The 25,202-nt window shown below is 50.0% G+C and carries 23 protein-coding genes and 1 pseudogene; 14 read left to right on the plus strand and 10 right to left on the minus strand.

Translation table 11 applies throughout. From position 1 onward, the window contains the following. Nucleotides 1-42: 42 nt before the first annotated feature. Entirely contained in the window at nt 43-774 is a 732-nt protein-coding gene (locus tag LW808_002605) for a hypothetical protein (GenBank protein UPA28175.1), read from the plus strand. A 136-nt stretch (nt 775-910) separates the two neighbouring features. After that, a complete protein-coding gene (rho, locus tag LW808_002610; protein ID UPA28176.1) occupies nt 911-2,845 on the plus strand; it encodes a transcription termination factor Rho in 1,935 nt (644 codons plus the stop codon). Here the strand turns inward: rho and LW808_002615 are convergent. From LW808_002615 to LW808_002630, 4 genes are all read right to left on the minus strand, one after another. Further along, entirely contained in the window at nt 2,842-4,038 is a 1,197-nt protein-coding gene (locus tag LW808_002615; protein ID UPA28177.1) for a hypothetical protein, read from the minus strand. The two genes, rho and LW808_002615, sit on opposite strands and share 4 nt — an antisense overlap. A gap of 59 nt (nt 4,039-4,097) precedes the next feature. Next, nucleotides 4,098-5,075 (minus strand): HD domain-containing protein, encoded by a 978-nt coding sequence (locus LW808_002620; protein ID UPA28178.1) that lies wholly within the window; start codon nt 5,073-5,075, stop codon nt 4,098-4,100. Nucleotides 5,076-5,268: 193 nt separating this feature from the next. Next, nucleotides 5,269-5,958 (minus strand): anaerobic ribonucleoside-triphosphate reductase activating protein, encoded by a 690-nt coding sequence (locus LW808_002625; protein UPA28179.1) that lies wholly within the window; start codon nt 5,956-5,958, stop codon nt 5,269-5,271. A 2-nt stretch (nt 5,959-5,960) separates the two neighbouring features. Beyond that, nucleotides 5,961-6,404, minus strand: a complete 444-nt coding sequence (locus LW808_002630; GenBank protein ID UPA28180.1) for an RpiB/LacA/LacB family sugar-phosphate isomerase — start codon at nt 6,402-6,404, stop codon at nt 5,961-5,963. A 384-nt stretch (nt 6,405-6,788) separates the two neighbouring features. Between LW808_002630 and LW808_002635 the strand changes: the two genes are divergently transcribed. Further along, nucleotides 6,789-7,634, plus strand: a complete 846-nt coding sequence (locus LW808_002635; protein UPA28181.1) for a hypothetical protein — start codon at nt 6,789-6,791, stop codon at nt 7,632-7,634. 101 nt (nt 7,635-7,735) lie between these two features. On the opposite strand, the gene rplT is transcribed toward LW808_002635, so the two are convergent. Further along, entirely contained in the window at nt 7,736-8,107 is a 372-nt protein-coding gene (rplT, locus tag LW808_002640; protein ID UPA28182.1) for a 50S ribosomal protein L20, read from the minus strand. A gap of 82 nt (nt 8,108-8,189) precedes the next feature. Next, nucleotides 8,190-8,384: a 50S ribosomal protein L35 gene (rpmI, locus tag LW808_002645; protein ID UPA28183.1), complete on the minus strand. Its 195-nt coding sequence runs from the start codon at nt 8,382-8,384 to the stop codon at nt 8,190-8,192. A gap of 88 nt (nt 8,385-8,472) precedes the next feature. Between rpmI and rsmA the strand changes: the two genes are divergently transcribed. The 7 genes from rsmA (at nt 8,473) to sctR (ending at nt 16,450) form a co-directional block, all read left to right on the plus strand. Next, nucleotides 8,473-9,381, plus strand: a complete 909-nt coding sequence (gene rsmA, locus LW808_002650; protein UPA28184.1) for a 16S rRNA (adenine(1518)-N(6)/adenine(1519)-N(6))-dimethyltransferase RsmA — start codon at nt 8,473-8,475, stop codon at nt 9,379-9,381. Nucleotides 9,382-9,438: 57 nt separating this feature from the next. Continuing rightward, nucleotides 9,439-11,073 (plus strand): hypothetical protein, encoded by a 1,635-nt coding sequence (locus tag LW808_002655; GenBank protein ID UPA28185.1) that lies wholly within the window; start codon nt 9,439-9,441, stop codon nt 11,071-11,073. Between the two features lie 52 nt (nt 11,074-11,125). Further along, nucleotides 11,126-12,169 carry a hypothetical protein gene (locus LW808_002660; GenBank protein ID UPA28186.1) on the plus strand — a complete coding sequence of 348 codons (1,044 nt, stop codon included), beginning with the start codon at nt 11,126-11,128 and terminating at the stop codon, nt 12,167-12,169. A 60-nt stretch (nt 12,170-12,229) separates the two neighbouring features. Then, a complete protein-coding gene (locus LW808_002665; GenBank protein ID UPA28187.1) occupies nt 12,230-13,435 on the plus strand; it encodes a pyrophosphate--fructose-6-phosphate 1-phosphotransferase in 1,206 nt (401 codons plus the stop codon). A gap of 19 nt (nt 13,436-13,454) precedes the next feature. After that, complete coding sequence (locus LW808_002670; protein UPA28188.1) at nt 13,455-14,168, plus strand: hypothetical protein; 714 nt, start codon at nt 13,455-13,457, stop codon at nt 14,166-14,168. A gap of 81 nt (nt 14,169-14,249) precedes the next feature. Beyond that, nucleotides 14,250-15,803 (plus strand): FliM/FliN family flagellar motor switch protein, encoded by a 1,554-nt coding sequence (locus LW808_002675; GenBank protein ID UPA28189.1) that lies wholly within the window; start codon nt 14,250-14,252, stop codon nt 15,801-15,803. After that, the gene (sctR, locus tag LW808_002680; GenBank protein ID UPA28190.1) at nt 15,800-16,450 is read left to right on the plus strand and encodes a type III secretion system export apparatus subunit SctR; all 651 of its coding nucleotides are present in this window, start codon (nt 15,800-15,802) and stop codon (nt 16,448-16,450) included. Before LW808_002675 ends, sctR begins: the two co-directional genes overlap by 4 nt. A 165-nt stretch (nt 16,451-16,615) precedes the next feature. Here sctR and rsmG read toward each other — a convergent pair. Continuing rightward, a pseudogene (gene rsmG / locus LW808_002685) lies at nt 16,616-17,059 on the minus strand (16S rRNA (guanine(527)-N(7))-methyltransferase RsmG). A 42-nt stretch (nt 17,060-17,101) separates the two neighbouring features. On the opposite strand from rsmG, the gene mutL reads away from it, so the two are divergent. From mutL to LW808_002705, 4 genes are read left to right on the plus strand one after another with little or no spacing between them, the layout of a single operon-like run. Then, nucleotides 17,102-18,943 (plus strand): DNA mismatch repair endonuclease MutL, encoded by a 1,842-nt coding sequence (gene mutL, locus LW808_002690; GenBank protein ID UPA28191.1) that lies wholly within the window; start codon nt 17,102-17,104, stop codon nt 18,941-18,943. A gap of 25 nt (nt 18,944-18,968) precedes the next feature. Beyond that, the gene (locus LW808_002695; GenBank protein UPA28192.1) at nt 18,969-21,380 is read left to right on the plus strand and encodes an HDIG domain-containing protein; all 2,412 of its coding nucleotides are present in this window, start codon (nt 18,969-18,971) and stop codon (nt 21,378-21,380) included. 3 nt (nt 21,381-21,383) lie between these two features. Beyond that, nucleotides 21,384-22,211, plus strand: a complete 828-nt coding sequence (gene lpxI / locus LW808_002700) for a UDP-2,3-diacylglucosamine diphosphatase LpxI (protein ID UPA28193.1) — start codon at nt 21,384-21,386, stop codon at nt 22,209-22,211. A gap of 1 nt (nt 22,212) precedes the next feature. Then, nucleotides 22,213-23,433, plus strand: coding sequence for an ABC transporter permease (locus LW808_002705; protein UPA28194.1), 1,221 nt, complete (start codon nt 22,213-22,215; stop codon nt 23,431-23,433). Here LW808_002705 and LW808_002710 read toward each other — a convergent pair whose 3' ends face one another. Genes LW808_002710 through LW808_002720 form a run of 3 tightly spaced genes read right to left on the minus strand, consistent with a single transcriptional unit; the run spans nt 23,434 to nt 25,194 of the window. After that, on the minus strand, nt 23,434-24,441 hold the full coding sequence (locus LW808_002710; GenBank protein UPA28195.1) for a GspE/PulE family protein: 1,008 nt from the start codon (nt 24,439-24,441) through the stop codon (nt 23,434-23,436). It lies immediately after the preceding gene. A gap of 4 nt (nt 24,442-24,445) precedes the next feature. Then, on the minus strand, nt 24,446-24,709 hold the full coding sequence (locus LW808_002715; GenBank protein UPA28196.1) for a hypothetical protein: 264 nt from the start codon (nt 24,707-24,709) through the stop codon (nt 24,446-24,448). After that, entirely contained in the window at nt 24,709-25,194 is a 486-nt protein-coding gene (locus tag LW808_002720) for a hypothetical protein (GenBank protein ID UPA28197.1), read from the minus strand. Before LW808_002720 ends, LW808_002715 begins: the two co-directional genes overlap by 1 nt. Nucleotides 25,195-25,202: the final 8 nt, after the last annotated feature.

Here is a 25,202-nt window from a genome sequence, read left to right on the forward strand (position 1 = left end):
CTTTTGCGTTGAAAGATCTCTTTCGGCGCGCACGATCTTTCTATGGGTTCTTTAAGACAGGCGTTGCGCTATGAGTACCGCAGTCTACGCACATCACCGCAGCTCTATCTGCTCATTGGACTTTTTGTCCTAATAATGGGAGTAGTCTTGTTAAGTGCCATCCGAGATTATACAACACTACATCAAAGTGAACCTCTTTTGACGCGGTTATTTCAAGCGCTTTGGGTACCTTCATTGTTGATCTTACCGGCATTGAGCATATCCGTATTTTTTTCAAGACTGCCGCGGCAGCTTTTAGAACTTCCGCCATGGAAGACGGTGTTTTCGAAATTTGTTGTGGCCATGACCGCGTATTTGGGCTTGTGGCTATTCGCGAGTTTTTCCTGTGAAATTGCTCATTGGATTGCGCCGAGTTTACCCATTGAAAAGTGCGTGGCCCCTTATGTCCGCTGGGGAGGACTGTATTTCGTGGCGGCGTGGAGTAGCATTCTCATCGCGATAGATTTGTGGATTTGTAGTTGTATGTCTACTCCCATAGCGGCGTTGATAGCGACCAGTTGTGCGCATTTTCTCATCCTATTGTTTGGAGGGATGTTCCAAGGCCTGGCGTTATTATCCCCACCGATGGGATACTCTCTCTATACAGATTACAACCTGTGGACACAACTTGGTGATTGTTGCCACGGCATTTTGGATACACGGATCGTGACCGGTTATGGAGCGGTGACGTTTGTATTTCTCTGTCTGGCTGTAATTACCTTGCGTCGCGAATGAAAAAAGAGTTGTATTCTGTATTTTTCTAGTCATATCAAGAGCACTGCCACTCGTAATTGAGCAGAGCGGCGCGCGCTTATTCGCTTTTTAGACGGCTTGATCACACATCGTAGGCGCGATTCGATAAAAAAATATCATGGAGGATGAAATCTTAAACGAAGAGGCGTCAGCACCGAAGAAAAGGGCGACGCGGAAGTCAACGTTAACGACAGAGGCAGCACCCCAAAAACGTACGGTTCGGAAGTCTCGAGCGGCCAAAACAACAACGACCGACGAAGCACCTGCCGAGTCTACGCTCACATACGAGTATTCCGATTCGGTACGTCTTGAGGCTGTCGAAGATTGGTCCCCGGTTCGTAGCGAGTCCGTTAGTGACCAGAGTGTTCGAGAAGTTTCACAACCTGTTGCGGAGTCACCGGTATCGAGAGGGGACAATACCATGATGGATACCGTCGAAGAGCCGCAATACCGCCGATTCCGACGGCTACCGCGTCCTCCGGAGTCGCTCAATTCGGAGAATCAAAACCGAAACGATCACCATCGATCACAGTCCTCGGATCGAGGAAATAACCCGATGCGCAACAATTTTCGTAATAACGAGCCCCATAATCCGCGGCAAGGGAACGAAAACAATTTCCGCAAAAATCCGCCGTTTAATAATAATCGACAGAATAACAATAACCGACGGCGTCCGGCGGCGACAATTCGGATCGGGGCATTTTCTATCGGTTACCTACGTGGCCTCGAGTGTATGGAAGGTCGCGCCAAGTTGGATGAATTTTGCCAAACAATTGTTGACGAATCTCAAGAGCCACTCGACCTCAATGAGGTTCTGGCGAAGTCGAATGACGATCTGGCGGATTTCGCGAGCTCGATCGATCTCGACGAGGCAAACTCACGGGGACGAATTATCGATAGCTGTATCGCCTCAGCAGTAGAGGAACACCGTCCGGTGGCCGTGCGCGGGATTTTAGAATCGATGGAAGGCGGCGACGGCATCATCACCTATGCTTGCGATAACTACAAGATTCGCGCCAAGAGTACGTTCGTTCCGCGGTGCCTCATTCAATCGCTCGGGTTACGTCGGGGACAGACACTGATGGCCTACGTTCACGGCCCACAGGAGCAATCGACTTGCCCTTTTGCAATTAAAGTTACGGAAGTCCTAGGGCATCCCGCCGAGGAGGCGTCGAAATTTCCGCGATTTAAGGATTTGGTGCCGTACTATCCGACGGAACGTATTTTTCTCGAACAGCCAGGAGCAAGTTCCGGCGATAATTTGTCGATGCGGGTGATTGACCTGCTTTCGCCTATTGGGTTTGGTCAGCGTGGATTGATTGTCGCGCCGCCGCGTACCGGAAAAACAGTACTGTTACAGGGGATTGCGAATGCCATTATCCATAACCAACCGAAGGCGAAGCTCATCGTATTATTGATTGATGAACGTCCGGAGGAGGTTACGGACTTTTCGCTCCAGGTGAAAGGCGCAGAGGTAATTAGCTCGACATTCGACGAGTCAGCGGAAAGCCACGTCCATGCGGCGGAGATCGTTATCGAGAACGCACGCCGTTGGGTTGAGGCCGGTGAACACGTCATCATTTTGCTCGATTCCATCACGCGCCTCGCTCGAGCGTACAACACCGAACAGCCGAGTTCCGGAAAGGTATTATCAGGGGGCGTCGAGGCCAATGCGCTACAGCTTCCAAAGCGCTTTTTCGGTTCTGCACGAAATATCGAGGGTGGCGGGAGTCTGACGATCATCGCGACCGCGCTCATCGAGACCGGAAGCCGTATGGACGATGTCATTTTTGAGGAGTTTAAGGGGACAGGGAACATGGAGCTCCACCTCGATCGATCGATTTCCGATAAGCGTATTTTCCCGGCGATTAATCTTGAACGCAGTGGGACACGCAAGGAGGAATTGCTTTACCATCCCGATGAACTGACGAAGGTCTACAGCCTACGACGCGCGTTTCAAGGCGTTCCACCCGTCGAAGCAATGGAGATGCTTATCAACCGCTTAAAAAAGTGCCCAACGAATGTTGAATTCTTGATGAACCTCAATCGTTAACCGACCTGTTCCAGTATTCCGAGCGTGATAATGGCGACGCCACATACAAATACGCCGAACAGTACGAGTTTGTTTTTCAGCAACAGTTCGCACTTGAGGTGCCCTCGAGCCTGCATCTTAAACGCAAGAATAACGGGGACGATAATCGCTAACGTCGCGAGGATAATGCCCGCAAGGTTAAGGATTTTGATAAAAGCATTGGGGACAAATGCTGCAACGAGTGCCGGTAGAAAGACGATACTAGCAACTGAAAGCCATTTTGAAAAATGCTCCCGGCGCTGAAAGATATCTAAAAGTGCAAGTCCGACGCCCAAAATCGACGTCAATAGCGCAAACAACGAAACAAACCAGACGATAATTTGAATGTTTTTCGAAGCAGCAGCTTTGCTGAGGACGGTCACGAGTGCGCCGACATCGATATTCGTATCCATGAGCATGCGTTGGAAAAATACGGCATCAGTATTCGCGACAATTAAAAGAACTGCCAGCGTCCAGACAATGTACACGATGGCGGGTATCAGACTTCCCCAGAAACATGCATTTTTAATGAGCTCGCGGTCGTTTTGACAGAACTTCGTCATCGAATGGATGGAACCCTGAAGCCCAAAAGACGTAAAAACAATCGGGACGAGACAAGTCCAGTCCTTGAGCGTGATATGAGCAACGCATTGAGGAACAAACGCGATTGGTGTCCGTATGAGCAGAAAAACGATCAACAGCAGTAACGTGCTGAATAACGCGATGAAGAAAAATTTGTTGACGTGGACGATGAGGTCTGAGGCGAGTAAGAATAGCAGCGCAATCCCAGAGGAGGCGTAGCAAATCATCGTCGTCGGCGTGATAGTATTGCCGCAAAGCGAGCACAAAATCGACGAAAAACTCGGGATGTAAGCGGCAAGAAGGGCGAAGTTTAACGCGATTAATAAAAAATTACCGAAACTTCCCCAGAATGGACAATGCAGCTCTTTACCGAGTTCTTTGAGGGTTGCGTCGGCATGCGCATTGAGATTGAGGTCGGAGCGAATGACTGCCGTAAGGTAGATGAGCAGGGCGAAAAAGAGCATGATGAGGCATGTGTTTACGATACCAAATTTCGCCAATACAATCGGCAACGAAAGAATTCCCGAGCCAATCGCTGTCCCCGCGAGTAAAAAGATCGCCCCTAGCTGTTTTTGTAGTCTTGCAATTCCCATCATTGAACTCCTGGCGCGGATGCAACGAAGTTTTATGGATTTTACAAGGAGAATTGTGGCTATATCAGGCGTTCGACGAGCATTTGCGTCTCAAGTCCCGGAAAGCGCTCCGAAAATATCTGGCTTTCGGGTGTCGATGCGAGAAGGTGCGAAACCATTCCCATTTTGGCATCGAGATTGTCGACCAAAGAGACAAAAATTGCTTCCGGTGTCGACGGCAGTACCGCGGCGCCATACTCGAGTTGGCCTTGGTGGCTTAAAATGATGTGCTCTAGGCGTTCGAGGAGCTCTGTTGGGAGGCCGCACTTAAGGCCCGCTGCCCGGGTGATCCGGTATCCCAAAATAATGTGCCCCTGGAGGTTCCCGAGTTTTGTCCGCGTCACCGCGAGGTCGCCGGCGTACTCATGAACCTTGCCGATGTCGTGAAGAATCATCCCCGCGACGGTGAGATCGTATGGGATGTCGGGGTAGACCTTGAGCAGAGCAATACCGGCGCGTGTGACATGAACAGTGTGCTCGAGAAGCCCCGATTTATAGGCGTGGTGCATCGATTTCGCCGCAACGCTCGTAAAAAATGCCTCCCCGACGTCATTGAGCGCGACCTTAACGGTTTTTTGTAGGAGTGGATGCTGGATAGACTCAATGTCTTCGAGAAGTTCTTGCCGGAGTTGTTCGGGGTCTTCCATCGAGGTCTGCTCGAGCTGTGTACGCCAGTTGCCTTCTTGGATCTCCTGGTCCGATAACCGACGCGCTGAAAGGATGTCAGGGCTAAATGTGCCCTGGTAGTGTCGACTCATCCCTTCGATAAAAATGACATCGCCGGGATTGCAGCTGTGGAAAAAATTAAAGACCGAGGAGCTCGAAAAACACGTAAAACCAAATGAGGAAAACTTATCGCCAACCTCGACCTTGAGGAACTCGGAACCATTTTTGGCATTTCGCGATTCGACTTTACGGACGACGACGACCGCTTTAAAGATGACGGATTGCCCCTCGGGAAGTGACTTCAACTCGACGGTATTCGAGAATTTCTCCATGAATTGAGACAAATCGAAAGTGAAGCAGAGGCAACCGGAAACCGCGCATTTAGAGCAATAAAAAAGCGCCGCATAAGGCGCAGCGCTTAGGTTATAAAAAAGGAATACATTTCGCTAATACCTATAAGACGAGCTTCCCGGGAGAACGTTCAAAAATTTTTTCGATAAAAAATTTTTTTCGAAAAAACGCGCTCTATTGCCGGATTTCAAACGTCTGGACGTAGTGCTGAACCTCCGGAGCGAGGCCTTCTAATGTCGCGCGCTCAAAGGGTAACTTTCTGCCAAACGTTGGATCCAGTGTCCGGTCGGGGATAAATTCTTGGACGATGTAACGTTTGGCTCCCGTAATTTGTTGGGCCATTGTGACGATATCTTCGGGGTTATGGAACTCACGAATGACCGTTGTGCGGAACTCGTAATCGACTTTATTTTGGAGTAAAATCGCCGCAGAACGCTGAATGTTGGCAATCGGAAGCTGTTGAAGTCCGGTAGCAAAGGGGTAGCGCACCCAGGTGTGCTTGATGTCCATCGCAACGTAGTCCAAAAGTTTTTGATCGATGAGTTGCTGGAGCATCTCAGGAGCCGTACCATTGGTATCGAGCTTCACAGCATAACCCAATGCACGGATCTTTTTTACGAATTCCGGCAAATCGTGGTGGAGTGTCGGTTCGCCGCCAGTAATGACAACACCTTCAAGCTGTTGCGTCCGTTGGGCTAGAAAATCGAAAAATTCGGCTTCCGAAAATTCGTTCGCGCCTCCTGTAACAAGTTCGGGATTATGGCAAAACGGACAACGGAAATTACAGCCAACGGTAAAAACAATGGCGGCAAGTTTCTTTGGAAAGTCGACCAGTGAAAGCCGCTGTAGCCCCCCAATGCGCATGATTACATTTGTCCGAACTCGAATTCAACAATCCGGCTGAGCCGACGTTCGTGGCGGCCGCCTTCAAACTCTGTCATCAGAAAAATATCAAGCATCTTTTTTAAAAGTTCAGGATCGATTTCTCCCGAGATACACATGATATTGGCGTCAGCATGCTCGCGGGCAAGACATGCATCTTCCTCGGAATGGACTAATGCTGCCCGGATTCCCTGAAATTTATTGGCAGCAATCGACATCCCAATACCGGTATAGCACCCCAGAATACCGAAATTCGCCTGCATTGTCTTGATGTCCTTTGCGACCTTTCGGGCGACATCCGGGTAGTCAATCGGGGTCGCATCACTAGCGCCGCGGTCTAAGACCTCAAACTCGAGCCCCTCGAGGTGATCGATGATGACGTCGTGTAGATGGGCTGCCCGGTGGTCTAGTCCTAAACTAATAATCATGTAATTCCTTTTTTAAATGGTTGCTGGCAGGCGACACAGGTCTACCAAAACTTCCCGAATGTTCCAGACCCCATGAAGAGAGCGCCGAAAACGGCACTCCCGAGCACAACGGGTGACGTATGAATTACCGAGTAAAAGACAAAACTTTTTTCGGAAATTTGTTTGAAACATAGGGGAAAGCCGATACCGAGTGCTACCGTCGCCAACTTCGACTGAATATCGCGGCCCAAGGCGTACCTATGGCGCCCATAAGGCGCTACCACTCGAAATCGCTGCACTAACCCTCTCATATCAATGCCCTCCCCACGCATGAAGAATTACGGGACGGCCTATCAGCTAAAACCTCCCGTGTCAATAACATAATGAAAAATTCTTGGGGATCGAATGGAAACTGCGAAGAGTGCGATTTTTATAAATATTTTTATTGTCCCGTGCTGGAATTTCGTGATGTATCGTGGGATGGTCGCTCAAGCGCTTGTAGTGGATGCGTCGACGAACCGCTTTCAGGCTGGGATTCTGGCAGAGGATCGCTTTGTGGAATTTTTTGCAACGGAGGATGATACGGTACGGGGATTTTTTGCCCTACTTGAGCGTATTTTTGCGGCTAAGCCGTTATTTCAACGCATTATTTTTTGCCAAGGGCCTGGAAAATTACTGGGTGTTCGGATGACTTTGATGCTTGTTCGTGTCTTGAAGATGACGCGTCCGGAGTTAGAAATTCTTTCTTATGAGTCACTCGCTTTGGCACACAAGATTCGCAATCCGCTTTCGCTCCAAGATATCGATTGGGGTTCCATTGAAAGTGAGGAAGAAAAACTTCAGGAGGTTGCAGAAGCCAGTGAAGATACGGATGAAATCGATGCTTTGGAGTTTCGCAAAAGTCTTCGCAATGCAGTCCCCGATCGCCCAGCAATCGCCTCCCAGACGCATCCCTTTGAGGACGTTGTGTGTGTACGGAAAAATAGCGAGCAGTTTTACACCTATCTGAATGGTCACATCAAGCTTGTGGGGCGCGATGTATTGGAATTCCAAGAAGGGCCAGTTTACAGCCTTCCGACAACGCATAATATAAGTGACGATCCGATGCTACTTCCGATGGCCTACGATCTTGAGGAGTGCGCGGAATATATTAACATGCTCGCGACGTCCAATGATTCAGTGGACACGAACTTCGATCCCCAGAGCGACTACCGTAAGTGGGAGCCTGTGCCGCATAGCGCGGTGCGCTGAGTCTTATAAAACAAAACAACCCCGCGAACAGATCCACGGGGAAAAACATTTAAACTTCCTGCCGCAACTTCGTTAATACTCGGTAAAGGCAGAGACGATGATTATTTTGCTGGGTTGCTTGTGAGATAACCTTTCGCCCGTTCGACGATCGCTTCGAACGCCTTCGGATCCCAGATTGCAAGCTCGCTGAGCGCCCGACGATCGAGGTTGATGTTGAGCTGTTTCAACGCGGCCATAAAACGACAGTACTGGAGGCCCAATTCCCGACAGGCGGCATTGATACGTACGATCCAGAGCTGGCGCATCGTCGTCTTTTTCTTCCGACGATCACGGTAGGCAAAAACACCCGCCCGCCGAACCTCCTCACGTGCATACCGAAACAGGCGCGATTTGTTTCCGAAGTAACCTCGCGCACTTCGCATTAACCGATTTCGACGCTTTTTCGTCGCAACTGCATTTACTACTCTTGGCATATTTTCTCCTTATCTCGTTAACAACAAAGCCGCAATACCAGGCCGCCAAAACGCCCGCATACCACGTAATCCGTTTAGAAAATCAAAGTCCAACCGACACCGCTGCCATGATTTGTTTCGAAAATCCAGGCGAGACCGATTGATCCTGTCGGGCCTTCCTCCGCTGCTTTACAGTTTTGTTCCGTAAAAAGTGGCGCACGCCAGCCGTCCGGCGTCGAATCTTTCCTGAGGCGGTGATCTTAAAACGTTTCGCGATGGCTTTGTGTGTCTTTTGCATAACCCGATACGCCCGTAAGGGAGCGTTTTTAGCGGTCTTGTAAAGCATTTTTTGCGAAAATGGGTGTACTTTCTCTCAAATCTACACTATGTTTCGGTACATGAAGGCAGCAGTAGCGTTAGCGCCATTAACACGAGCGGCGACCCGTCGGCTTCTGGAGCAACTCGATAAGCGGCCTTCGAAGTGGCGAGGGCAAAATTTTTTAGTCGATCCGAAGGTCGTTTGGCGTTCGGTGTCGCTCGCAGACATTCACCCCGAAGATGACGTTGTCGAAATTGGTCCGGGACTGGGGACGTTGACACGGGCCTTACTTTCAAGGGGCTGTACGGTCGATGCAATTGAGGTCGATACAATACTCTACGACTATCTTCGAGACACGTTCGCCGAGATTCCACAGTTTCACCTTATGCAAGGCGATGCCGTACGTTTCCCGTATGCCGGTTTTGCCGAAAACAGGCCATTTAAAGTCGTCGCGAATCTCCCGTACAATATCTCTACGCCGTGGTTGGATGCAGCTCTGTCGCAAGAAAATTTACCGGAAACGATGACGCTCATGCTTCAGCGTGAGGCTGCTCAGCGACTGACGGCAATCCCGGGAACAAAGCACTTCGCGGCAATTTCTTTGATGCTTTCCGGGCTCTATCGTTCGACAGCGATGGTCCCCGTAGCACGCACAAGTTTTGAGCCGCCCCCCAAGGTAGACTCCGTAATTTTACACCTCCAAAAATTGGAGCAAGGGTGGAGATTTTCTGGACCAATGCGCGCACTGATTCGTCAAATCTTTACGCAACGCCGGAAGCAGTTAGTATCAATCCTCCGGAATCTCGATAAAACACTTATCCCAGTTGCGGAAGACTTGTTGCGCTGCCATGGTGAACCCATCACTGCACGTCCCGAAGCGCTTCCGTTATCTTTTTGGCAGGCATTTGATCATCGTACCCAATGTACAGAAGAAAGTAGGCCCATTAATGAGGCGCCAATGCGCGAAAAAGATTGAGCTCTGGGGAATTTTTGTAACATACAGGCGCGTTAGCGATTGCAGCGAGGGTTGGAAATGAACGAAAACGAAAATTTAGAGCCAGAGGAAGGTGAAGCAGAAAACGTAAAGGCGACGACGGTCGGTGGACAGGCCGCTGCACCGGATACTTCAATTATTGGCGATTTAAAAGAACTCGAAACAATGACGTTTGGGACGCGTTGGACGCCTAATGAGAACGCGCCCTCGGGGGATCGCCCTCCTCGCCGGCCATTTAATAAAGGCCCGCGCCGTAGCAATTTTTCGGGCCCTCGCGATCGGAATTCGTTTCAGCGTCCCCGAAACGATTCGAATGCCGAACGTAGCGATACACCCCGTACGGAGAGACCACCACGAAGGGAAGGGGAGTTCCGCGATCGGAAATTTTCAGGAGAGGGAAATTTCCGTGGAGGTCCACGGCGATTCCAAGAGCGTCGTATTGTTCCACCGCCATTTGAGGTACAGTTTTATCAGGAAGATCAGTCGTTCGACCTCTTACTGGAAGAAATGCGGAAAAGCGGTAAGACCTACGAACTGTTTACGGTCGCGAAGCTGATCTTGCAAAAACCCGAGCGTTTTGTCGTTACTATCCGCCGGAAGCCCGATGCGGAGGGCGTGATTGCACCGTTGTATCTGTCACTCCTAGATGATCTGCCTTTTGAGTCGGAGCGCGAGGCGATGATGTATATCGTCGACCACCACGTTGCGGAATTTTTCGATATCCAAGAGGAAGAAGTCGAGCCACCGAAGGGGAGCTTTACGTGTGTCCATCGCTGTGGAATTACAGGGCAATTGCTTTCGGCACCCAATTACCACCGCTACAAGACGATTTTGCGGGATCACTTCAACTCCAAGATCCATTCGATGTCGTTTGAGCGCTTCCTAACGAAGATCGAGACGACGAAAGATGAAGCCGATATTCAGCAGTGGGTCGAAAGCATGCGACATAAGGTGACCTATACACCGAAATCGTTGGATGAGTCCGTAACCGACTTGGCGCCGATCGAAACGCTAGAAGGTGTTCGCAATTATTTATTAAAATACTACCGTGACCGTATTTTGCGCGACGTTACGACGGTACGGATCTTAGGAACGGCCTGTGCGAGTCTTCCGTCGGTTCCGCTTTCGCGCGCGATCAATTTTTACCTAACGCGTCAACGGCAGTTTCCTCTTGATACCGCCAATAACCTTCGTAACCGTTTCCGTCGAGCAGGCTTTGGTATCTACCGGAAAGGCAAGAACGGGATCTCGTATGTGTGCGCGATGAAGCGGAAATTCCGTACAGATGCGGATGTCTTTACGCCGACAATCCATGCGCTTATTACTTTCCTTGAGCCTCTTGAAAAGATCGATCTCGCAAAAATCCAACACGGCTACATCGAGACGAACCAGTTGGCGGAGTCTGAGGTTTTGGAAGGACTTAATTGGCTGATTCATGAGGGCTACGTCGTCGCATATGAGAATGGTGAGCTGTTTTTGAATCCAAAATTGCCGGCACCGAAGAAAACTGAAGGCACGTCAGTGATCGCGTTGGAGATGAAGGAGACCGCAATCGAACAGCGTACTGATGGGACGTTGACGGTATCGCAAGAGACGACGCTGCTAATTCCCGAACAGGAAGTAAAGCTCGATCTTCCGGGCGAGATCCCGGAAGAAAATCCTCAAAAGGAGTAATTCTAGGCGAAAGCGTCGTTGCCAGCGCGCGTTCCTTGTGTTGAATGACGCTATGGAATCGTTTATGGCGCGACTCGTCGAGCGGCGTTTGCTATCGGGAAACCAAAGCACGAAGCGCGTCTATCACCTTGCATTTGCGATCGACCCCAGGTGCGTCGTTTACCAGCCCGGCGATGCACTTGCGGTCTTTCCGAAAAATTCCCCTTCAGCTATAGAGCGCGTCGTTACTCACATTGAGAATGGCGCAACAATCGCTCAGGATTTGCAGCAGAATTATTGCCTCCAACATCTGACAGAAAAATTTTGTTCGGAGTTGCGCCAAAGACTATCCCCAGAAGCGTGTGCGCGCCGGGATCAACTGGGTGCTGATCTTTCTTTAGCAGACTTACTGGAGCAATTCCCGGAGGTACATTTTACGGGTACTGAGCTTTTGTCCTTACTGAAACCGCTGCGCCCGCGGCTCTATTCTATCACTTCCTCGCAGAGAGCGTACCCTAGCCAGATCCAGCTGATCGTCGCGGAAGTGGCCTATCAAAATAGCTTGGGCAAAATGACCTACGGCGTGGCGTCGCATTATCTTTGTGAAACCCTAAACGTTGGAGATGAAGCACGTGTTGCCGTTATAAGTTCAAAATTTAAGTTGCCGGAGGACGATACCACGGCTGTTGTTATGATTGGGCCCGGGACCGGGATCGCGCCTTTTCGATCTTTTTTGCAGGAACGCGCAGCACGCCATAGTCATGGCTCTCATTGGCTGTTTTTTGGGGATCAACACCGCCGCGAGCATTTTTATTATCAACAAGAGCTCGAGGCCTGGCAAAAGAAAGGAGTCCTAACGCGCCTTGACTTGGCGTTTTCACGCGACCAAGATTATAAAATCTATGTCCAAGACTGTATGCGGGAGCACGCGGCAGAGCTCTGGCATTGGATTGATGAGGGGGCGTATATTTATATTTGTGGCGATGCTGCCCGGATGGCGGTCGACGTCGAAACACGGCTATTGAAAATTTTCCAAGAGCAGGGAAAAATTACCGCTCCTGAGGAATATCTCAAGCAACTCAAGCAGATCGGGCGCTACCAGCGTGATGTCTATTAGGAACCTCCGTGTCATTAAATCTTTACAGAAATAGCTTTTTCGATAGCATCGCCTCTGAAAATGAAGCTGAAACGAGTCGGGATCCTCACGGCAGGGGGCTTAGCGCCTTGCCTCTCCGCCGCGATTGGCGCTCTAATTGAGGTTTATAGCCAAGAATGCCCTAAAGTTGAAATTGTCTGCTACCGCGACGGTTATAAGGGATTGCTTCTGGGCGAAAAGGTACTCGTAACAGCGGAAACACGCCAAAATGTCGCAACGTTTTTCGAATATGGTGGCAGCCCAATTGGCAATAGTCGAGTGAAACTGACGAATGTCCGGGATTGCGTACGGCGGGGATATGTCACCGAGGATGCCGATCCTCAAGAGGTTGCAGCTGAGCAGCTCATGCGCGATGGAATCCAAGTTCTCCACACAATTGGAGGCGACGATACCAATACCGCAGCGGCCGATTTGGCAAAATTTTTAGAGCAAAACGACTACAAGTTGAGCGTCATTGGGCTTCCGAAAACCGTTGATAACGATGTTTATCCGATTGCCCAGAGCTTGGGGGCGATTACGGCGGCCTGTGAGGGAGCACGATTTTTCGAGAATGTCGTCGCGGAGTCGACAGCGAATCCACGGATGTTACTCGTCCACGAAGTGATGGGGCGTAACTGCGGTTGGTTAACAGTTGCAACGGCCCTGGAATATCGTCGTCGTCTCGCGCAGAAACACTTTTTACCGGAACTAGGCCTGAGTCAGGGCGCACTTGATGTCCATGGCGTCTACATTCCCGAGATGAAGCTTGATATCGCGGCTGAGGCGGAACGTCTCCGAGATGTGTTAGAGCACTACGGTTGTGTGAATTTATTTGTCAGCGAGGGTGCAGGTGTTGAGAGTATCGTTAAGGAACTTGAAGCGCAAAAGAAGGAAATCGCCCATGATGCATTTGGACATATCAAGCTCGATGCGATCAACCCGGGGCAGTGGTTCGCGAGCGAATTCGCCGAAAAGATCGGGGCGGAAAAGAAACTCGTCCAAAAAAGCGGTTATTTCGCGCGCTCAGCAAAGGCCAATGAACGCGATCTACAGATGATCCGTGAGTCCGCGGCGCTCGCCGTCCAATGTGCCCAAAATGGTAAATCGGGCGTAATTGGGTATGACGAAGAGGACAATAATCGCCTAGCTTGTATCCAGTTCTCGCGGATCAAAGGCGGCAAGCCGTTCAATATTCATGATGAGGAATTTTTAACGATGATGCGGGAAATCGGGCAAAGCGTCTCGTAAGTAACAATGGGGAAAAGGGATGGAGCAAAAGTTAACACTAGAAAAAACAACACGGCAGGCGGTCGCGATCGATAATGTATTTTACGGCCGAGAGGTTCGGTTTACGACTCCGGTTCCGGGTGGCGAGTTATCCGTTGAGTTACGGCCACATGAGGCGCAGTTACCCTTTCAGATTGACGTAAAGGTTGGTCAATTCCCCTGCTATCTTTTGATTGATACTTTTCCGCCACTCGAGCAGTTGACGACAAAGTTTGGCGAAGCGGATCTCTTGGCCTTACCGGAATCGCTACAATTGCTTGTCCTCCAGGAATCGCTTGAGGGGCTTTGGAGTGAGTTTTCGAAGAAATTAGGAGTTGGTATTACGTGTGAATCGCTTTCCAAGACATCCCGTGAGACACCAACCGGGATCAATTTCGTCGTTGAGATGAATGGCGAATATGCGACAGCGGGGCGGTTGGTTGCTCCAGAAGCACTGCTGGCACAGCTCGCAAAAAAGATGACTCAAATCCCTAAGTTACGCCACCTCGATAACGTCGAAATCCCGTACCGGATCTGTGTTGGACAAACCGATCTCTCCCGGGCAGAATATAAGGATTTAGGCGAAGGCGATATCATCTTTTTGGACCAATACGATCTTGCTAAAGGCCAAGATGTCGCTATCCTCGGGCTCGGTGAAGCGCGGGTACGGGGGCAGGTAACTGACCAGGGGCTGGTTGTTCGGCAGATCGGGTAACGCGTTACAGGAGGGTTATGGGATTTTCGGGGCAGTACGGGTGTCACGGCACACAACGATTTTTCGGTCGGGAGGTTGGCGATGGCAGGGGATGATGATACCGTATTGGTCATCGATATCAGCGATTTGGTTGGTATCCCAGAGGAGGAGATAGCCCAAGAAACGGTTACCGAGGAGGTTCCGAATCGGGTTCCCGATGCGGTGATCTCAACTCAGAATCAAACGGGTGTTCAAGAAGGAGTCTCCCAAGGAGCTACTGTTAAAGCAACTTCTGCATTACCTTCGGAGATGGCGGTTCAGCTCGAAGAAGCACCCGAGCGGTCTCCGGATGTAGCGGCTCAAGAGCGCGATTTGGTTCGTATTTCGGAGGAATTACCACAGGCATCTGCCGATGAAACGGCACCTACATTACCTTCCGATACAACGGTCCAACTGACACTGGGAGAAGAGGAAGTCGCCGGTGGTACAGATCCTGAAATCGACGCTTTGCTGGCGTCGGCTTTAGGGGAATCTTCAGGTGGTATCATCATTCAGCAGAGTGGTGCGCCCGAGATTGCGATAAAAGATGGTGCACCGACGCTTAAAATGCCGTCGCTAAATCTTTCGATCCCGTTGCCAAAAAAATCCCCAAAGGGACCAGCTGCTACAACGTCATCAGCAGCGCCACGGAGTATGCCCCAGATCCGCAACGATCGGTCGGAGGTAGCACAAGCGCCGGAAGGACGTTTGGAGGCGACAACACCACAAGTGACAGCAAGCATAGAACATTTAGAAGGAGATATAGGAGGGATGAGTGACGAGGAAACAGAAGCGATTTTAGAGGATGCGGCCCCGGAAGGAGGAACCCCTCCGGAAAGCGACCCGGCTCTAGATTCAGTCGAAGAGGGTACGGAAGCTCCCGTAGCCGAAGAGAGCGACGTAACCCCGCAGGAAGAGGCAGCCGATACTGAAGAAGACATCGACGAAGATGAAGTAGAAGATGCCGATAGTCCTGAAGAGGGTAACGACGATGTCGAGGACGCAGGGGATGACGATACACCAGACTCCGAAGGTGACGATGTAGAAGAGGAAGCGGCTTCGGAAGGCGATAACGAAGAGGATGATGACGACGGTGAATTGCCAGAAGATGCGGGTAGTGATACAACTTCTGCAGAAGGTGATGGTGCCGAAACTGATGCAGAGGATACCGTTCCGGAGGAGGAAATGGAGTCTGCAGCTTCGGAAGGTGTTGATCCTGAATTCGCCGAAAAAATCGCCCAGACCGTGAGTACCGATACCGAGGCACCGCAGACAGAGACCGTTTCGATGCCTGCAGCGGAAAATCTCACAACGCCGTCGATCGATTACAAGCAACCCGAGGTCGATCCTTTCGAACCGCAACCCGTGCCCAGTGTGCCAGCGCGTGGCGCGATTCCGGTAGAGTCGATGCCCGTGACGCTAACTTTCGAGGTGGGTCGCAATAAGGTAACAGTCGGAGAACTCGAGCAACTCAAAGAAGGTTACACATTTGAATGCGGTAACCCGACAGAATCCCCAGTAACGATTTGTGCCAACGACGCGCCGATTGGCGTCGGGGAGCTCATCGACGTCGATGGCCGAATTGGGGTCCGTGTGATTAAGTTTTACAGCAAATGAATGGGGTAACATTAGACCCGACAACCATCATCATTCTGCTGGTGTCGCTCACCATGGCACCATTTGCACTGTTGATGGTCTCGTCATTTGTTAAGATTGCCAGCATCCTGAGCCTCGTCCGTAATGCGCTCGGAGTTCAGCAGGTTCCGCCGAATCTCGTTCTTAACGGTCTCGCGATTCTTCTGACGATCTATATCATGTATCCGGTGATGCAGGAGACATTCGATGTGTCGCGTAATATCGATTTCGATATGAATAATATTGCATCGCTGGAGCCGCAGATATCCGAAGCCTGTGGACCGTTAAAAAAATTCTTAGAGCGGCATACAAAATCACGGGGCCGGGCATTCTTTTTAAAAACAGCACAAAAGATCTGGCCCGAGGAGATGAAAAAAGACCTAAAGGAGGGGCACCTTCTCGTACTCATTCCGGCATTCGTTGTCTCAGAATTAACCGACGCATTTCAGATCGGGTTTCTCCTCTACCTACCGTTTATCGCCATCGATATGATCGTTTCGAATATTTTGTTGGCGATGGGTATGATGATGGTCTCGCCGATGACGATTTCGCTGCCGTTTAAGATGATGCTTTTTGTCCTGATTGATGGCTGGACGAAGATTGTGGAAGGGATTGTGAAGACCTACTAGCCGGGATGCGGACGGTGTGATCACAAGGAGCTTTTTCGTCTCGCCGTACTGGTGCTCAAACAGAGAATAAAGATCGAAAACTTTCGCATCCCTCGGAACACGGCAATCACCGCCGGTGAGATAAAGAATTTGGCCATGGCACCGAAGTAATGGAGCCGCAAGCGTACGAAACGCCTCAACCGACGTAACCGCGCGCCCGGTAATGTAGTCGTAACGCTCCCGGAGGTGTTCCGCGCGATCGCAAATACAGGTCACGTTATTTAGCCCGAGTTGTTGGGCGAATTCCTCGACGGCCCGGATTTTCTTCCCAACGGAGTCAACTAATGTAAACCGTACCTCTGGAAGTACGATTGCAAGCGGGATTGCCGGGAAACCGCCTCCAGAACCGATGTCTAATACAGAAGACTTTGAGGGAATTGTCACCAATCGAGCAATCGCGAGGCTTGGCAGGAAGTGGTGCTCGACGATTTTTTCAGTATCTTTCCGCGAAATGAGGTTCAGCGATTGGTTTTTTTCGAGCAGTAGGCGACAAAAATGATGAAGCTGTTGACGTACAGGTTTGGAAAACTCAGGGAAAAATTGTACGATCGGCTGAAAGGAGATTTGCACTTGCCGGATGTGAATATTCGTCCAGCCTGTGACAAGGTTTTTATGGCGACGATCCACCTACTCCCGGAGTTGATTGTGAACCAAATTGCCGCGGGTGAGGTTATCGAGCGCCCAGCGTCGATCGTCAAGGAGCTGGTCGAAAATAGCCTGGATGCTGGGGCGACGCGGATCGTGATTCGCTTTGAAAAGGGTGGTGAGCTGCTCGTTTCGGTCGAAGATAATGGCATTGGGATGAGTCCCGAAGATGCAGAGTGTTGCTTCCAACGCAATGCAACGAGTAAGCTATCGTTGATCCAAGATCTTGAATCCCTTGCGACCTTCGGGTTTCGCGGTGAGGCAATGGCGTCTATCGCAAGCGTAGGACGGGTACGGATGCAGACGAATGATGGACATCAGGGCACCGAAATTCGTTACGATTCCGGCCAAAAGATTTCTGTTAAGCCCTGTAGTTGCCCTCGCGGCACGACGATCGAAGTCCGTAATCTCTTTGAAAAGATCCCGGCGCGAAAACGCTTCTTGAAATCCGAAGCCACAGAGGCGATGCGCATCATTAAACTCGTCCGGGCATTTGTACTGGCAGAGCCCGAGGTCGTTTTCGAGCTCTATCGCAACGGGAAACTCGTATTGCGCTCCCCGGAATCTCGTGATCTAAAGGAACGCATTGAGGCCGTAATGGGCCACTTCGATCCCTACACGCCTTTGGAGCGACAAAGCGACCAGATGTGCCTTGCGGGATTATTGTTTGAACCGTCACTCGAGAGTACGGTTAACGCCCCCGAATTTTTTATTTTCGTTAATAAGCGACAAGTGATGAACCCCGGAATTGTCCGAACGGTACGCGAGGCGTACGCGATGACACGCGCCCGGGCCACCAATCTCGGCGCCGTTCTCTTTCTCGAATTTCCCGAAAAATTTGTCGATTATAATGTCCATCCGCAGAAAAAAGAGGTGCGCTTCAAAAATGAGTTTCTCGTCAAAAAATTGATTGAAACAGCGGTTAGTGAGGCTGTATCCGCGAATGTTGACCGTTGGAGAACAGATTTTGCACCAAGGCCCCAGAAGTTCTACATCTCCGAAGCACCACAACGAGTGTTCCTCTCTTTCAGAAAGCCGGAAACCATTGCAGCGACCCTTCAAATCGGGGAAGCAGTAGCGGGTATCGAATGTGCCCCATGGGATAGTACGCCCGAGAAAGTTTCTGGAGAAGTAACGTTAGGTAATGAAGATAGGGCAGCGTCACGAGGTAGTGCTACTCAAGTGTTCGAATTAACGTGTGAGCAAGGGCTGACGGGTCTTTCTACACAGCCCGATATCACGGCGATGTGGCGCTTTATCGGGACTTTTAATGAGCACCGGTTTGCGATTTTCGAGTCTAACTCGGGTCTCATTTTCGTCGATCTCGCGGCAGCCCAGCGCTGTATCTTGTTCGATCGTTTGATACATCATTCCGAAGGAACAACGTCACAACTTCTACTCATGCCGAAAACGGTTCTGGTAGACCCCGAGCGGTCCGAAATAATTGCCACGTTGCTTCCGGTGTTGGCGTCTTTAGGAATTGAGATCGAGCCTTTTGGTCAAAATATTTATAAAATTACGGCACTTCCTCGGGGGGTTTCTGAGGCGATGATCGTCTATTGGCTCCAAGAAGGTGCACTTGAACAACAGCTAACGCCCGAGATTTTAGTCAGACAAATTTGCGCTTACCTTTCGGTGAGTCCTTGTACTGATGAGGAAATTCCGGCCTTAGTCCGGGAGCTATTGCGCTGCTCGCAATTCCTTATAGCGCCTAATGGATCAAGTGTCCTGTTTGAAATCGACCGCTGCGCAATCGCAAAGAAATTTGGGTTGCAATCGAGGGATAAAGCCTATTGTTCAAAGGCGTAATCTCTGGCAAATCGCTAGTCGTCGTATGTTTGGGGGCAAAAAGTTGGGCCGGGAAAAATTCTCGGAGTCGATTTACCGCTGGCGCTCCCGGTCGAGTTTCCGCGATATACCACGCGGCTTGAATTGGAACGAGTCGCGTCGCCGTGTACTTTTCTGGATCGGTATCCTTTCAATCATCGTTTCGGTAATCTGTTTTTGGGGACAAGACCTCATTTGGGTCCAATTTGTACCGAATAAGCCCGCATGCCTTCAGATTGTCGCAGAGGTTCCGTTTTCCTATCCCAGTAGGATAAGAACCGATCACCTTCGAGAACAGCGCCGGAGCCTCGTCGCGCCGGTCTATCGGATCGATAGCAAGCAGTACGATAATTTTGAAAACGATATTCTCCGTCTTGACGAGTTGTTAGATTCTTTCCCGACGATGAAGTTGCTCACGGAGGCCGATCGCTTCGAGGTCCGAAAATTTGTTCGCCAGTTTAACGAAAAACACGAAACGAATATTGGCCCCATGGATGTCGAAACTATTGTTTCTGGCGTTGATGAGTACGCCCGGACGGGGATCCTTCTCGAGGGATTGGCGATGGTCCGTGATATCCTTTATGACGGTGTATTTGACACCAGTTTAGGTGACCAGAAAAATGACCAATATTTTTTGAATATCGAGATCGAGGGTTCCGCGGCCCATCGGCGGAGCCGAACACAGGGGGATGCGATACGCTTCTTCCAACGCCGAATCTTATCAATCGATGCGAATCCGGAGGTATTGCAGGCGTTATTTCGGTTGTTAAGAACGGGAGTCCAGCCCAACATCATGCTTGATGATTCTGCAACGACAGCAAAAATCGCGCGTGCAGTTCAGGAAACACCGCCGGTTATCGAACGGGTTTCGCCGGGGGATGTACTGGTCCGCGTCGGTTCGACTGTTACGGAAGAAGATTATGAGCGACTGTTGCAGTATCGGAAAGCGATTAAAGATTCGAGCGCTTCGAAGCGTTCGGGCCTCTCCCCGATGAACGCCAATCGCAATTTTTGGGAACATCTCGGAGTGACTTTTGCTGTCCTTGCAACAATGTTTTTCTTTTTACAGGCCGCACAACGGCGACTCAAAATACTCACACCAAAGGAGATCGCACTTATCGTAACACTTCTCTTGGCCAATTTATTGCTCTGCCGCCTCATAGTATGGTCTTTTGAGGTCAGTGCTCTTGATAGCTTTGCGACGTCGCAATTAAAAGCCGCGGCAGCATTGGAGGAAAAAGAATCATGGTTACTGAAAGTCTTAAGTGATCCCATTCATCTATTGCCGACGCTTTTGCCGATTACGCTTTCCTGTCTCTTGGGTACACTTTTGTTGCGAACCTATGTCGGCATCTTGCTTGGGATTACAACGGCGATTTTTGCGTGTCTGATGGTTACACAATCGGCGGAATTTCTCATCATGGCGCTTGTTGTCGTCTGTGTCTCCATCTACTTTTCACGGCATTCCTATACGCGGACACAGATTATCGCCAGTGGTAACATCTCGGGAATTGTTTTTGCTGCGGTTTCACTCGTTTTGGAATTGGGCTCCAACTTGCCCAAAGAGATTATCTTTTTGCAGATGGTGTTAGCTTTCTGTAACTGTTTTTTCATTGCACTGTTGGTTTCTGCAATTTTGCCAATTTTTGAAGGTATTTTTAAGTGCTGTACCAATATTCGTCTCATCGAGTTGACGGATTACAGCAATCCACTCCTTTCCAAGCTACAGATTCTCGCCCCGGGGACCTATCATCACAGCCTTATGGTCGCGAATTTGTCAGAACAAGCGGCAATTAACATCCGCGCCAATCCATTCCTTTGCCGGACATTAGCGCTCTATCATGATATTGGAAAAATCGCGAAACCGGAGTATTTTACAGAAAATCAGAGCAATAATAAAAATCCTCACGATGAAAAAACACCGTTTATGAGTGCGCTGATCATCAAGAGTCATGTCAAAGAAGGAGTGGCCATCGCGAAGGCGGCGGGCTTACCACCTCGGATTATCGATGGGATTATGGAACACCACGGGACCTCCGTGATCCGATATTTTTACACGAAGGCGCTTAAACAACAAGAAGAAATCAAGGCGCGTGAGGGTGCGGTTCCGGAAGCACTCCCTTCGATTGAGATCGAGAAATCGGCCTTCAAGTACGATGGGCCGCGGCCACGATCAAAAGAGACGTTAATTCTGTCGATCGCCGATTCAATCGAAGCTGCTAGCCGATCGCTGTACAATCCGACGCCGCAGTCGATCAAGTCGCTGGTAAACAAGATTATTGATGGTAAGATCAGTGAAAGTCAATTCGATGAGTGTTCGGTAACGTTCAAGGAAATCGATGAGCTACGGCAGGCATTTTACTTTACGCTCCTCAATATGATGCATTCGCGCGTCAGTTACGACGATGTCAAGGTTTGAGCGATGGGGAGGTTTTTGCCCGTAGCATTTGATCCTAAAAGTGCCACTGTTGCGATTATTGCTGGGCGTGGAGAATACCCACTGTTACTTGCTCAACGCGTAAAAGCACGTGGTATTAATTGTCGCTTGATTGCGCTAGAGGGGGAAGCTTCCGAAGAGCTGCAGGCGCTTTTTTCAAAATCAGAGCAGGCAAAGGCGAATGTCGGACAACTCGGTAAGGTATTGCAATTGCTTAAATCATTTCGGGCGACCGATGTTTTAATGGCGGGGCAAATCCGCCCGATGCGGTTGTTTCACGGATTGAAGTTAGATCTGTTGAGTTTTCGTCTCTTGCGGAAGCTCAAAGAGTGCAACGCCCAGACTCTATTTTCGACGGTATGCGAACAGATCGAGGCAAGTGGTATACGTGTTCTCGATGCGCGTAGCTTTATGGAGGAAGACCTTGTCGTGCGCGCGAAAAAATTCCCCGTCGATCGTGATGTATTAGAGCACGGGATTCGCATCGCGACGGAGGTTGCGCGGTTGGAGATCGGACAGAGCGTGATCGTTAAAAACGGAACGGTGCTTTGTGTTGAGGGTTTTGACGGCACCGATGCGATGTTACGTCGCGCGAAAGAGTTGAAGCTCGAGGGGATGTTGTTCGTAAAAACCTCTAAGATCCGCCATGATTTTCGATTCGACGTTCCAATTTTCGGTATGACGACGCTCCGGTTGTTGCGAGAGGCCAACATCCGCGCCGCGGCGTTAAAATCGGGAGAAACGATTATTTTGCGACAGAAAGAGGTGCTATCCCAGGCAAAAAAAATGGGTGTCGCCGTTTTCGGTTACTGATATGCGCTGGGTCTTTTATTGGGCGTGGAAAAATCTGTTCCCGAGTCGACGGAGGGGAACGTTTTTTACGGCGATGGCGATCATCGGGATTACACTTGGTGTCGCGGTATTGGTGATTGTCCAAAGTGTGATGAATGGATTTCAGGCCGATATCCAAAAAAAGCTCGTTGAGACGCAAGGCGAAGTGCGTGTCGAAGCTCGAGGTGTTACAGATCCGCAAGTGTTACGGAAATCATTAGTGAATTTTAAGGAAATTACAGCTATGGCGCCCTATGCGCAGGGGATGGTTATGTTGATGTACGATGACGTACCGGCTTTTGCGTATGCGAAGGGCATTACGGCGGAGGAGCCATTGGTAACCGGATTGGAGCGTATGTTGATACCCGGTTCATCCTCAAACCTCGCCGATGATCAGATCGTAATCGGTGAAAATATCGCGCAACGCCTCGGGATTCAATTGGGCGATACCGTGACAATCTACTCGCCGGTTTCTTTTGAGGGTCTGACGCATGACGAAATTATTTTTCCTCAAGAGTTGAAAGTAGCAGGATTTTTTAGTGCCGAGAGTTACGCGCGCGACGCCGTCATTTGTTCCCTGACGTGTATGCAAAAACTCTATGAGCTGGAAGACGGAATCCACGGGATGACGCTAAAGGTCCGCAAAGGTGCATTGCTTGCACCGTTGGTACAGGAACTACAACAAAAATTGGGACCAGAATATGTCGTCGTCGACTGGATGCATAGCAACCGCGATCTCCTATTCACGCTGCGCTGGGAAAAAACGATGATGTTTTTTGTACTCTTGTTTATTTTGCTGGTCGCGTCTTTTTCCATTTCGAGTATGCTCATCACGAATGTCGTGCGTAAGACCCGCGAAATCGGGACTGTCATTGCTATGGGAGGACGCTCTTGGGGTATCATGGGCTGTTTTTGTATCCAGAGCATTTTGATTGGCATGCTTGGTGTCACCGGTGGGTTTTCTTTGGGATTTACAGTGCTCCATTACCGCGATGCCATTGTCCATTGGCTCTACCACGTGTTGCATTGGGAGAACGCACAGCATTATTTGTCGCAATTTACCCATCTGCCTGTGACTTACGAGATCCGCGACCTGGTGATTATTAGCACGTTTGCTTTGTTGATTTGTATCGTTGCAGGGCTGCTCCCTGCATTTAAGGCCGCGCATATCGATCCCGCAAAGGCTCTGCGTTACGAGCAGTAATTAGGCAACTTCCGCGAGCAGCGACCGTAGTGCCTCTTCGCCCAGTGTGCCACCGAGATAGTGTTGTATTGCGATGTCACGTAATGTTTCCATGCCCTCATTTTGGGCCTGTTGTCGAATTTCGTCTTCGCTACACCGTTGGTCAATCATCTTGCGGATATTTTCGCTGATCGGTAGAATTTCCATAATGGCACGTCGGCCCTTATAGCCCGTATGCGAGCACTGGTTACAACCTACCGATTCGCCAACACGGATTTTGTTGAAAGGTGGAAGCACGACCTCGGGGGCGATTGTTGAAAAAATTTTCGGGTCAAAACTTTTGATTTGAAGACAGTGGGGACAAAGCGTCCGAACGAGGCGTTGTGAGAGAACTGCCCGTAACGTTGCTGCAATGAGATAGGGAGGGATATCGAAGTCGAAAAATCGCGTAATGACGTTGATGGTGTTTTTCGCATGTACAGTAGTTAGAACGAGATGTCCGGTGAGTGCGGCACGTACCGCGATTTCGGCGGTTTCGCGATCGCGGATTTCGCCAACTAAAATGATATTGGGAGCTTGCCGAAGGAGCGAACGAAGAGCGGTGGCGAATGTCATTCCAATGGCTTCATTGACCGCGACCTGACTAATGCCGGGCAATTGGTATTCCACAGGATCCTCTACGGTGATCACCTTGCGTTCCGGAGACGCAATTTGGCGAATGATGGCGTAGAGCGTTGTCGATTTCCCCGATCCTGTAGGGCCCGCGACGACGATCATTCCATTTGGGACCGCGGTAAGCTGTGTCAGTAATTGGACATCTTGGGTGCGGGCGCCAAGTCCTTGAAGTGAAATCTTTTCCGATCCGACATTGAGTAGGCGCAATACCATGCATTCACCGAAATACCCTGGAATAATGGAAACGCGAATATCCCACTTTTGATCTTTGTAGACGAGGGAAAATCGGCCGTCCTGTGGTACCCGTTTTTCATCAATTTTGAGATTTGCTAAGATTTTAACGCGCGTGACCATCCCGCTATGCAACGGTACGGCGAAGCTGGCGGATCGTTTGGAGTTTCCCATCAATCCGGTAACGTACCTTTAGGTAAGTCTTGTAGCGCTCAAAGTGGATGTCCGAAGCCGCCATATCGATCGCTTTGTAGAGCCAGTAATCTAGTACATCTTCTGCGGAACGGCTACTGCTAATAGCGGTTTTGCGGCGTGGGGCAGCATAGATACGTCGGATACTTGGGGCAATCGATTGAAACCGTTGTCGAAAAAATAAACGAAAAAATGACATTATTGCTGGAGTTTTTGGAGCTTCACGAGGGTATTGTTGAGTTCCTTAATGAGTACATCGATTTGTGTATCGGCAACTTCTGGAAAAATCGTTATCGTGCCTTCGAAGTTCTCAGATTGAAGTGGGGAAGAGACGCCAAGCGGTTGGCCATTTACGCAAAGGACGATCTTACGCCCAATGCCTTCCATCACGAGCTGGCAGAATTGGATCATCGCGCGCTGCCTGAGGTGAAATATGAGGCATGGGCCGAGATTGGATTCCGAGCGGCTGACATGCGCGATATCGCTTGCTAACAAAATCGGTTGTGCACAAACTGGCATTTGAAGTTTGCTGATCGGGAGCTGTAGGCGGTGTGACCAAATGAGACCTCCCGTACGTGGGGACTGCTCGATAAAGAACTGAAAATCCGTCTGTGGCAAATCACGTGCCGTTCGACAACCCGCGCACAAGACAATTGCCCACAAAATAACTTTTCTCCAACCCATTATAAAGG

Source organism: Verrucomicrobiota bacterium (assembly GCA_021294815.2).
Classification (GTDB): Bacteria; Verrucomicrobiota; Verrucomicrobiia; order Opitutales; family LL51; genus LL51.

What these genes read in the sequence shown, in the direction of transcription:
- LW808_002665 (UPA28187.1), top strand. Translation starts at nt 12,230, where the DNA reads ATGAAGCTGAAACGAGTCGGGATCCTCACGGCAGGGGGCTTAGCGCCT.
- LW808_002660 (UPA28186.1), top strand. Translation starts at nt 11,126, where the DNA reads ATGGAATCGTTTATGGCGCGACTCGTCGAGCGGCGTTTGCTATCGGGA.
- LW808_002720 (UPA28197.1), bottom strand. Translation starts at nt 25,194, where the DNA reads ATGGGTTGGAGAAAAGTTATTTTGTGGGCAATTGTCTTGTGCGCGGGT.
- rpmI (UPA28183.1), bottom strand. Translation starts at nt 8,384, where the DNA reads ATGCAAAAGACACACAAAGCCATCGCGAAACGTTTTAAGATCACCGCC.
- LW808_002705 (UPA28194.1), top strand. Translation starts at nt 22,213, where the DNA reads ATGCGCTGGGTCTTTTATTGGGCGTGGAAAAATCTGTTCCCGAGTCGA.
- sctR (UPA28190.1), top strand. Translation starts at nt 15,800, where the DNA reads ATGAATGGGGTAACATTAGACCCGACAACCATCATCATTCTGCTGGTG.
- rho (UPA28176.1), top strand. Translation starts at nt 911, where the DNA reads ATGGAGGATGAAATCTTAAACGAAGAGGCGTCAGCACCGAAGAAAAGG.
- LW808_002715 (UPA28196.1), bottom strand. Translation starts at nt 24,709, where the DNA reads ATGTCATTTTTTCGTTTATTTTTTCGACAACGGTTTCAATCGATTGCC.
- LW808_002630 (UPA28180.1), bottom strand. Translation starts at nt 6,404, where the DNA reads ATGATTATTAGTTTAGGACTAGACCACCGGGCAGCCCATCTACACGAC.
- LW808_002605 (UPA28175.1), top strand. Translation starts at nt 43, where the DNA reads ATGGGTTCTTTAAGACAGGCGTTGCGCTATGAGTACCGCAGTCTACGC.
- LW808_002635 (UPA28181.1), top strand. Translation starts at nt 6,789, where the DNA reads ATGGAAACTGCGAAGAGTGCGATTTTTATAAATATTTTTATTGTCCCG.
- LW808_002695 (UPA28192.1), top strand. Translation starts at nt 18,969, where the DNA reads ATGTTTGGGGGCAAAAAGTTGGGCCGGGAAAAATTCTCGGAGTCGATT.
- LW808_002620 (UPA28178.1), bottom strand. Translation starts at nt 5,075, where the DNA reads ATGGAGAAATTCTCGAATACCGTCGAGTTGAAGTCACTTCCCGAGGGG.
- LW808_002675 (UPA28189.1), top strand. Translation starts at nt 14,250, where the DNA reads ATGGCAGGGGATGATGATACCGTATTGGTCATCGATATCAGCGATTTG.
- LW808_002710 (UPA28195.1), bottom strand. Translation starts at nt 24,441, where the DNA reads ATGGTCACGCGCGTTAAAATCTTAGCAAATCTCAAAATTGATGAAAAA.
- rplT (UPA28182.1), bottom strand. Translation starts at nt 8,107, where the DNA reads ATGCCAAGAGTAGTAAATGCAGTTGCGACGAAAAAGCGTCGAAATCGG.
- LW808_002625 (UPA28179.1), bottom strand. Translation starts at nt 5,958, where the DNA reads ATGCGCATTGGGGGGCTACAGCGGCTTTCACTGGTCGACTTTCCAAAG.
- mutL (UPA28191.1), top strand. Translation starts at nt 17,102, where the DNA reads ATGGCGACGATCCACCTACTCCCGGAGTTGATTGTGAACCAAATTGCC.
- lpxI (UPA28193.1), top strand. Translation starts at nt 21,384, where the DNA reads ATGGGGAGGTTTTTGCCCGTAGCATTTGATCCTAAAAGTGCCACTGTT.
- LW808_002655 (UPA28185.1), top strand. Translation starts at nt 9,439, where the DNA reads ATGAACGAAAACGAAAATTTAGAGCCAGAGGAAGGTGAAGCAGAAAAC.
- LW808_002615 (UPA28177.1), bottom strand. Translation starts at nt 4,038, where the DNA reads ATGGGAATTGCAAGACTACAAAAACAGCTAGGGGCGATCTTTTTACTC.
- rsmA (UPA28184.1), top strand. Translation starts at nt 8,473, where the DNA reads ATGTTTCGGTACATGAAGGCAGCAGTAGCGTTAGCGCCATTAACACGA.
- LW808_002670 (UPA28188.1), top strand. Translation starts at nt 13,455, where the DNA reads ATGGAGCAAAAGTTAACACTAGAAAAAACAACACGGCAGGCGGTCGCG.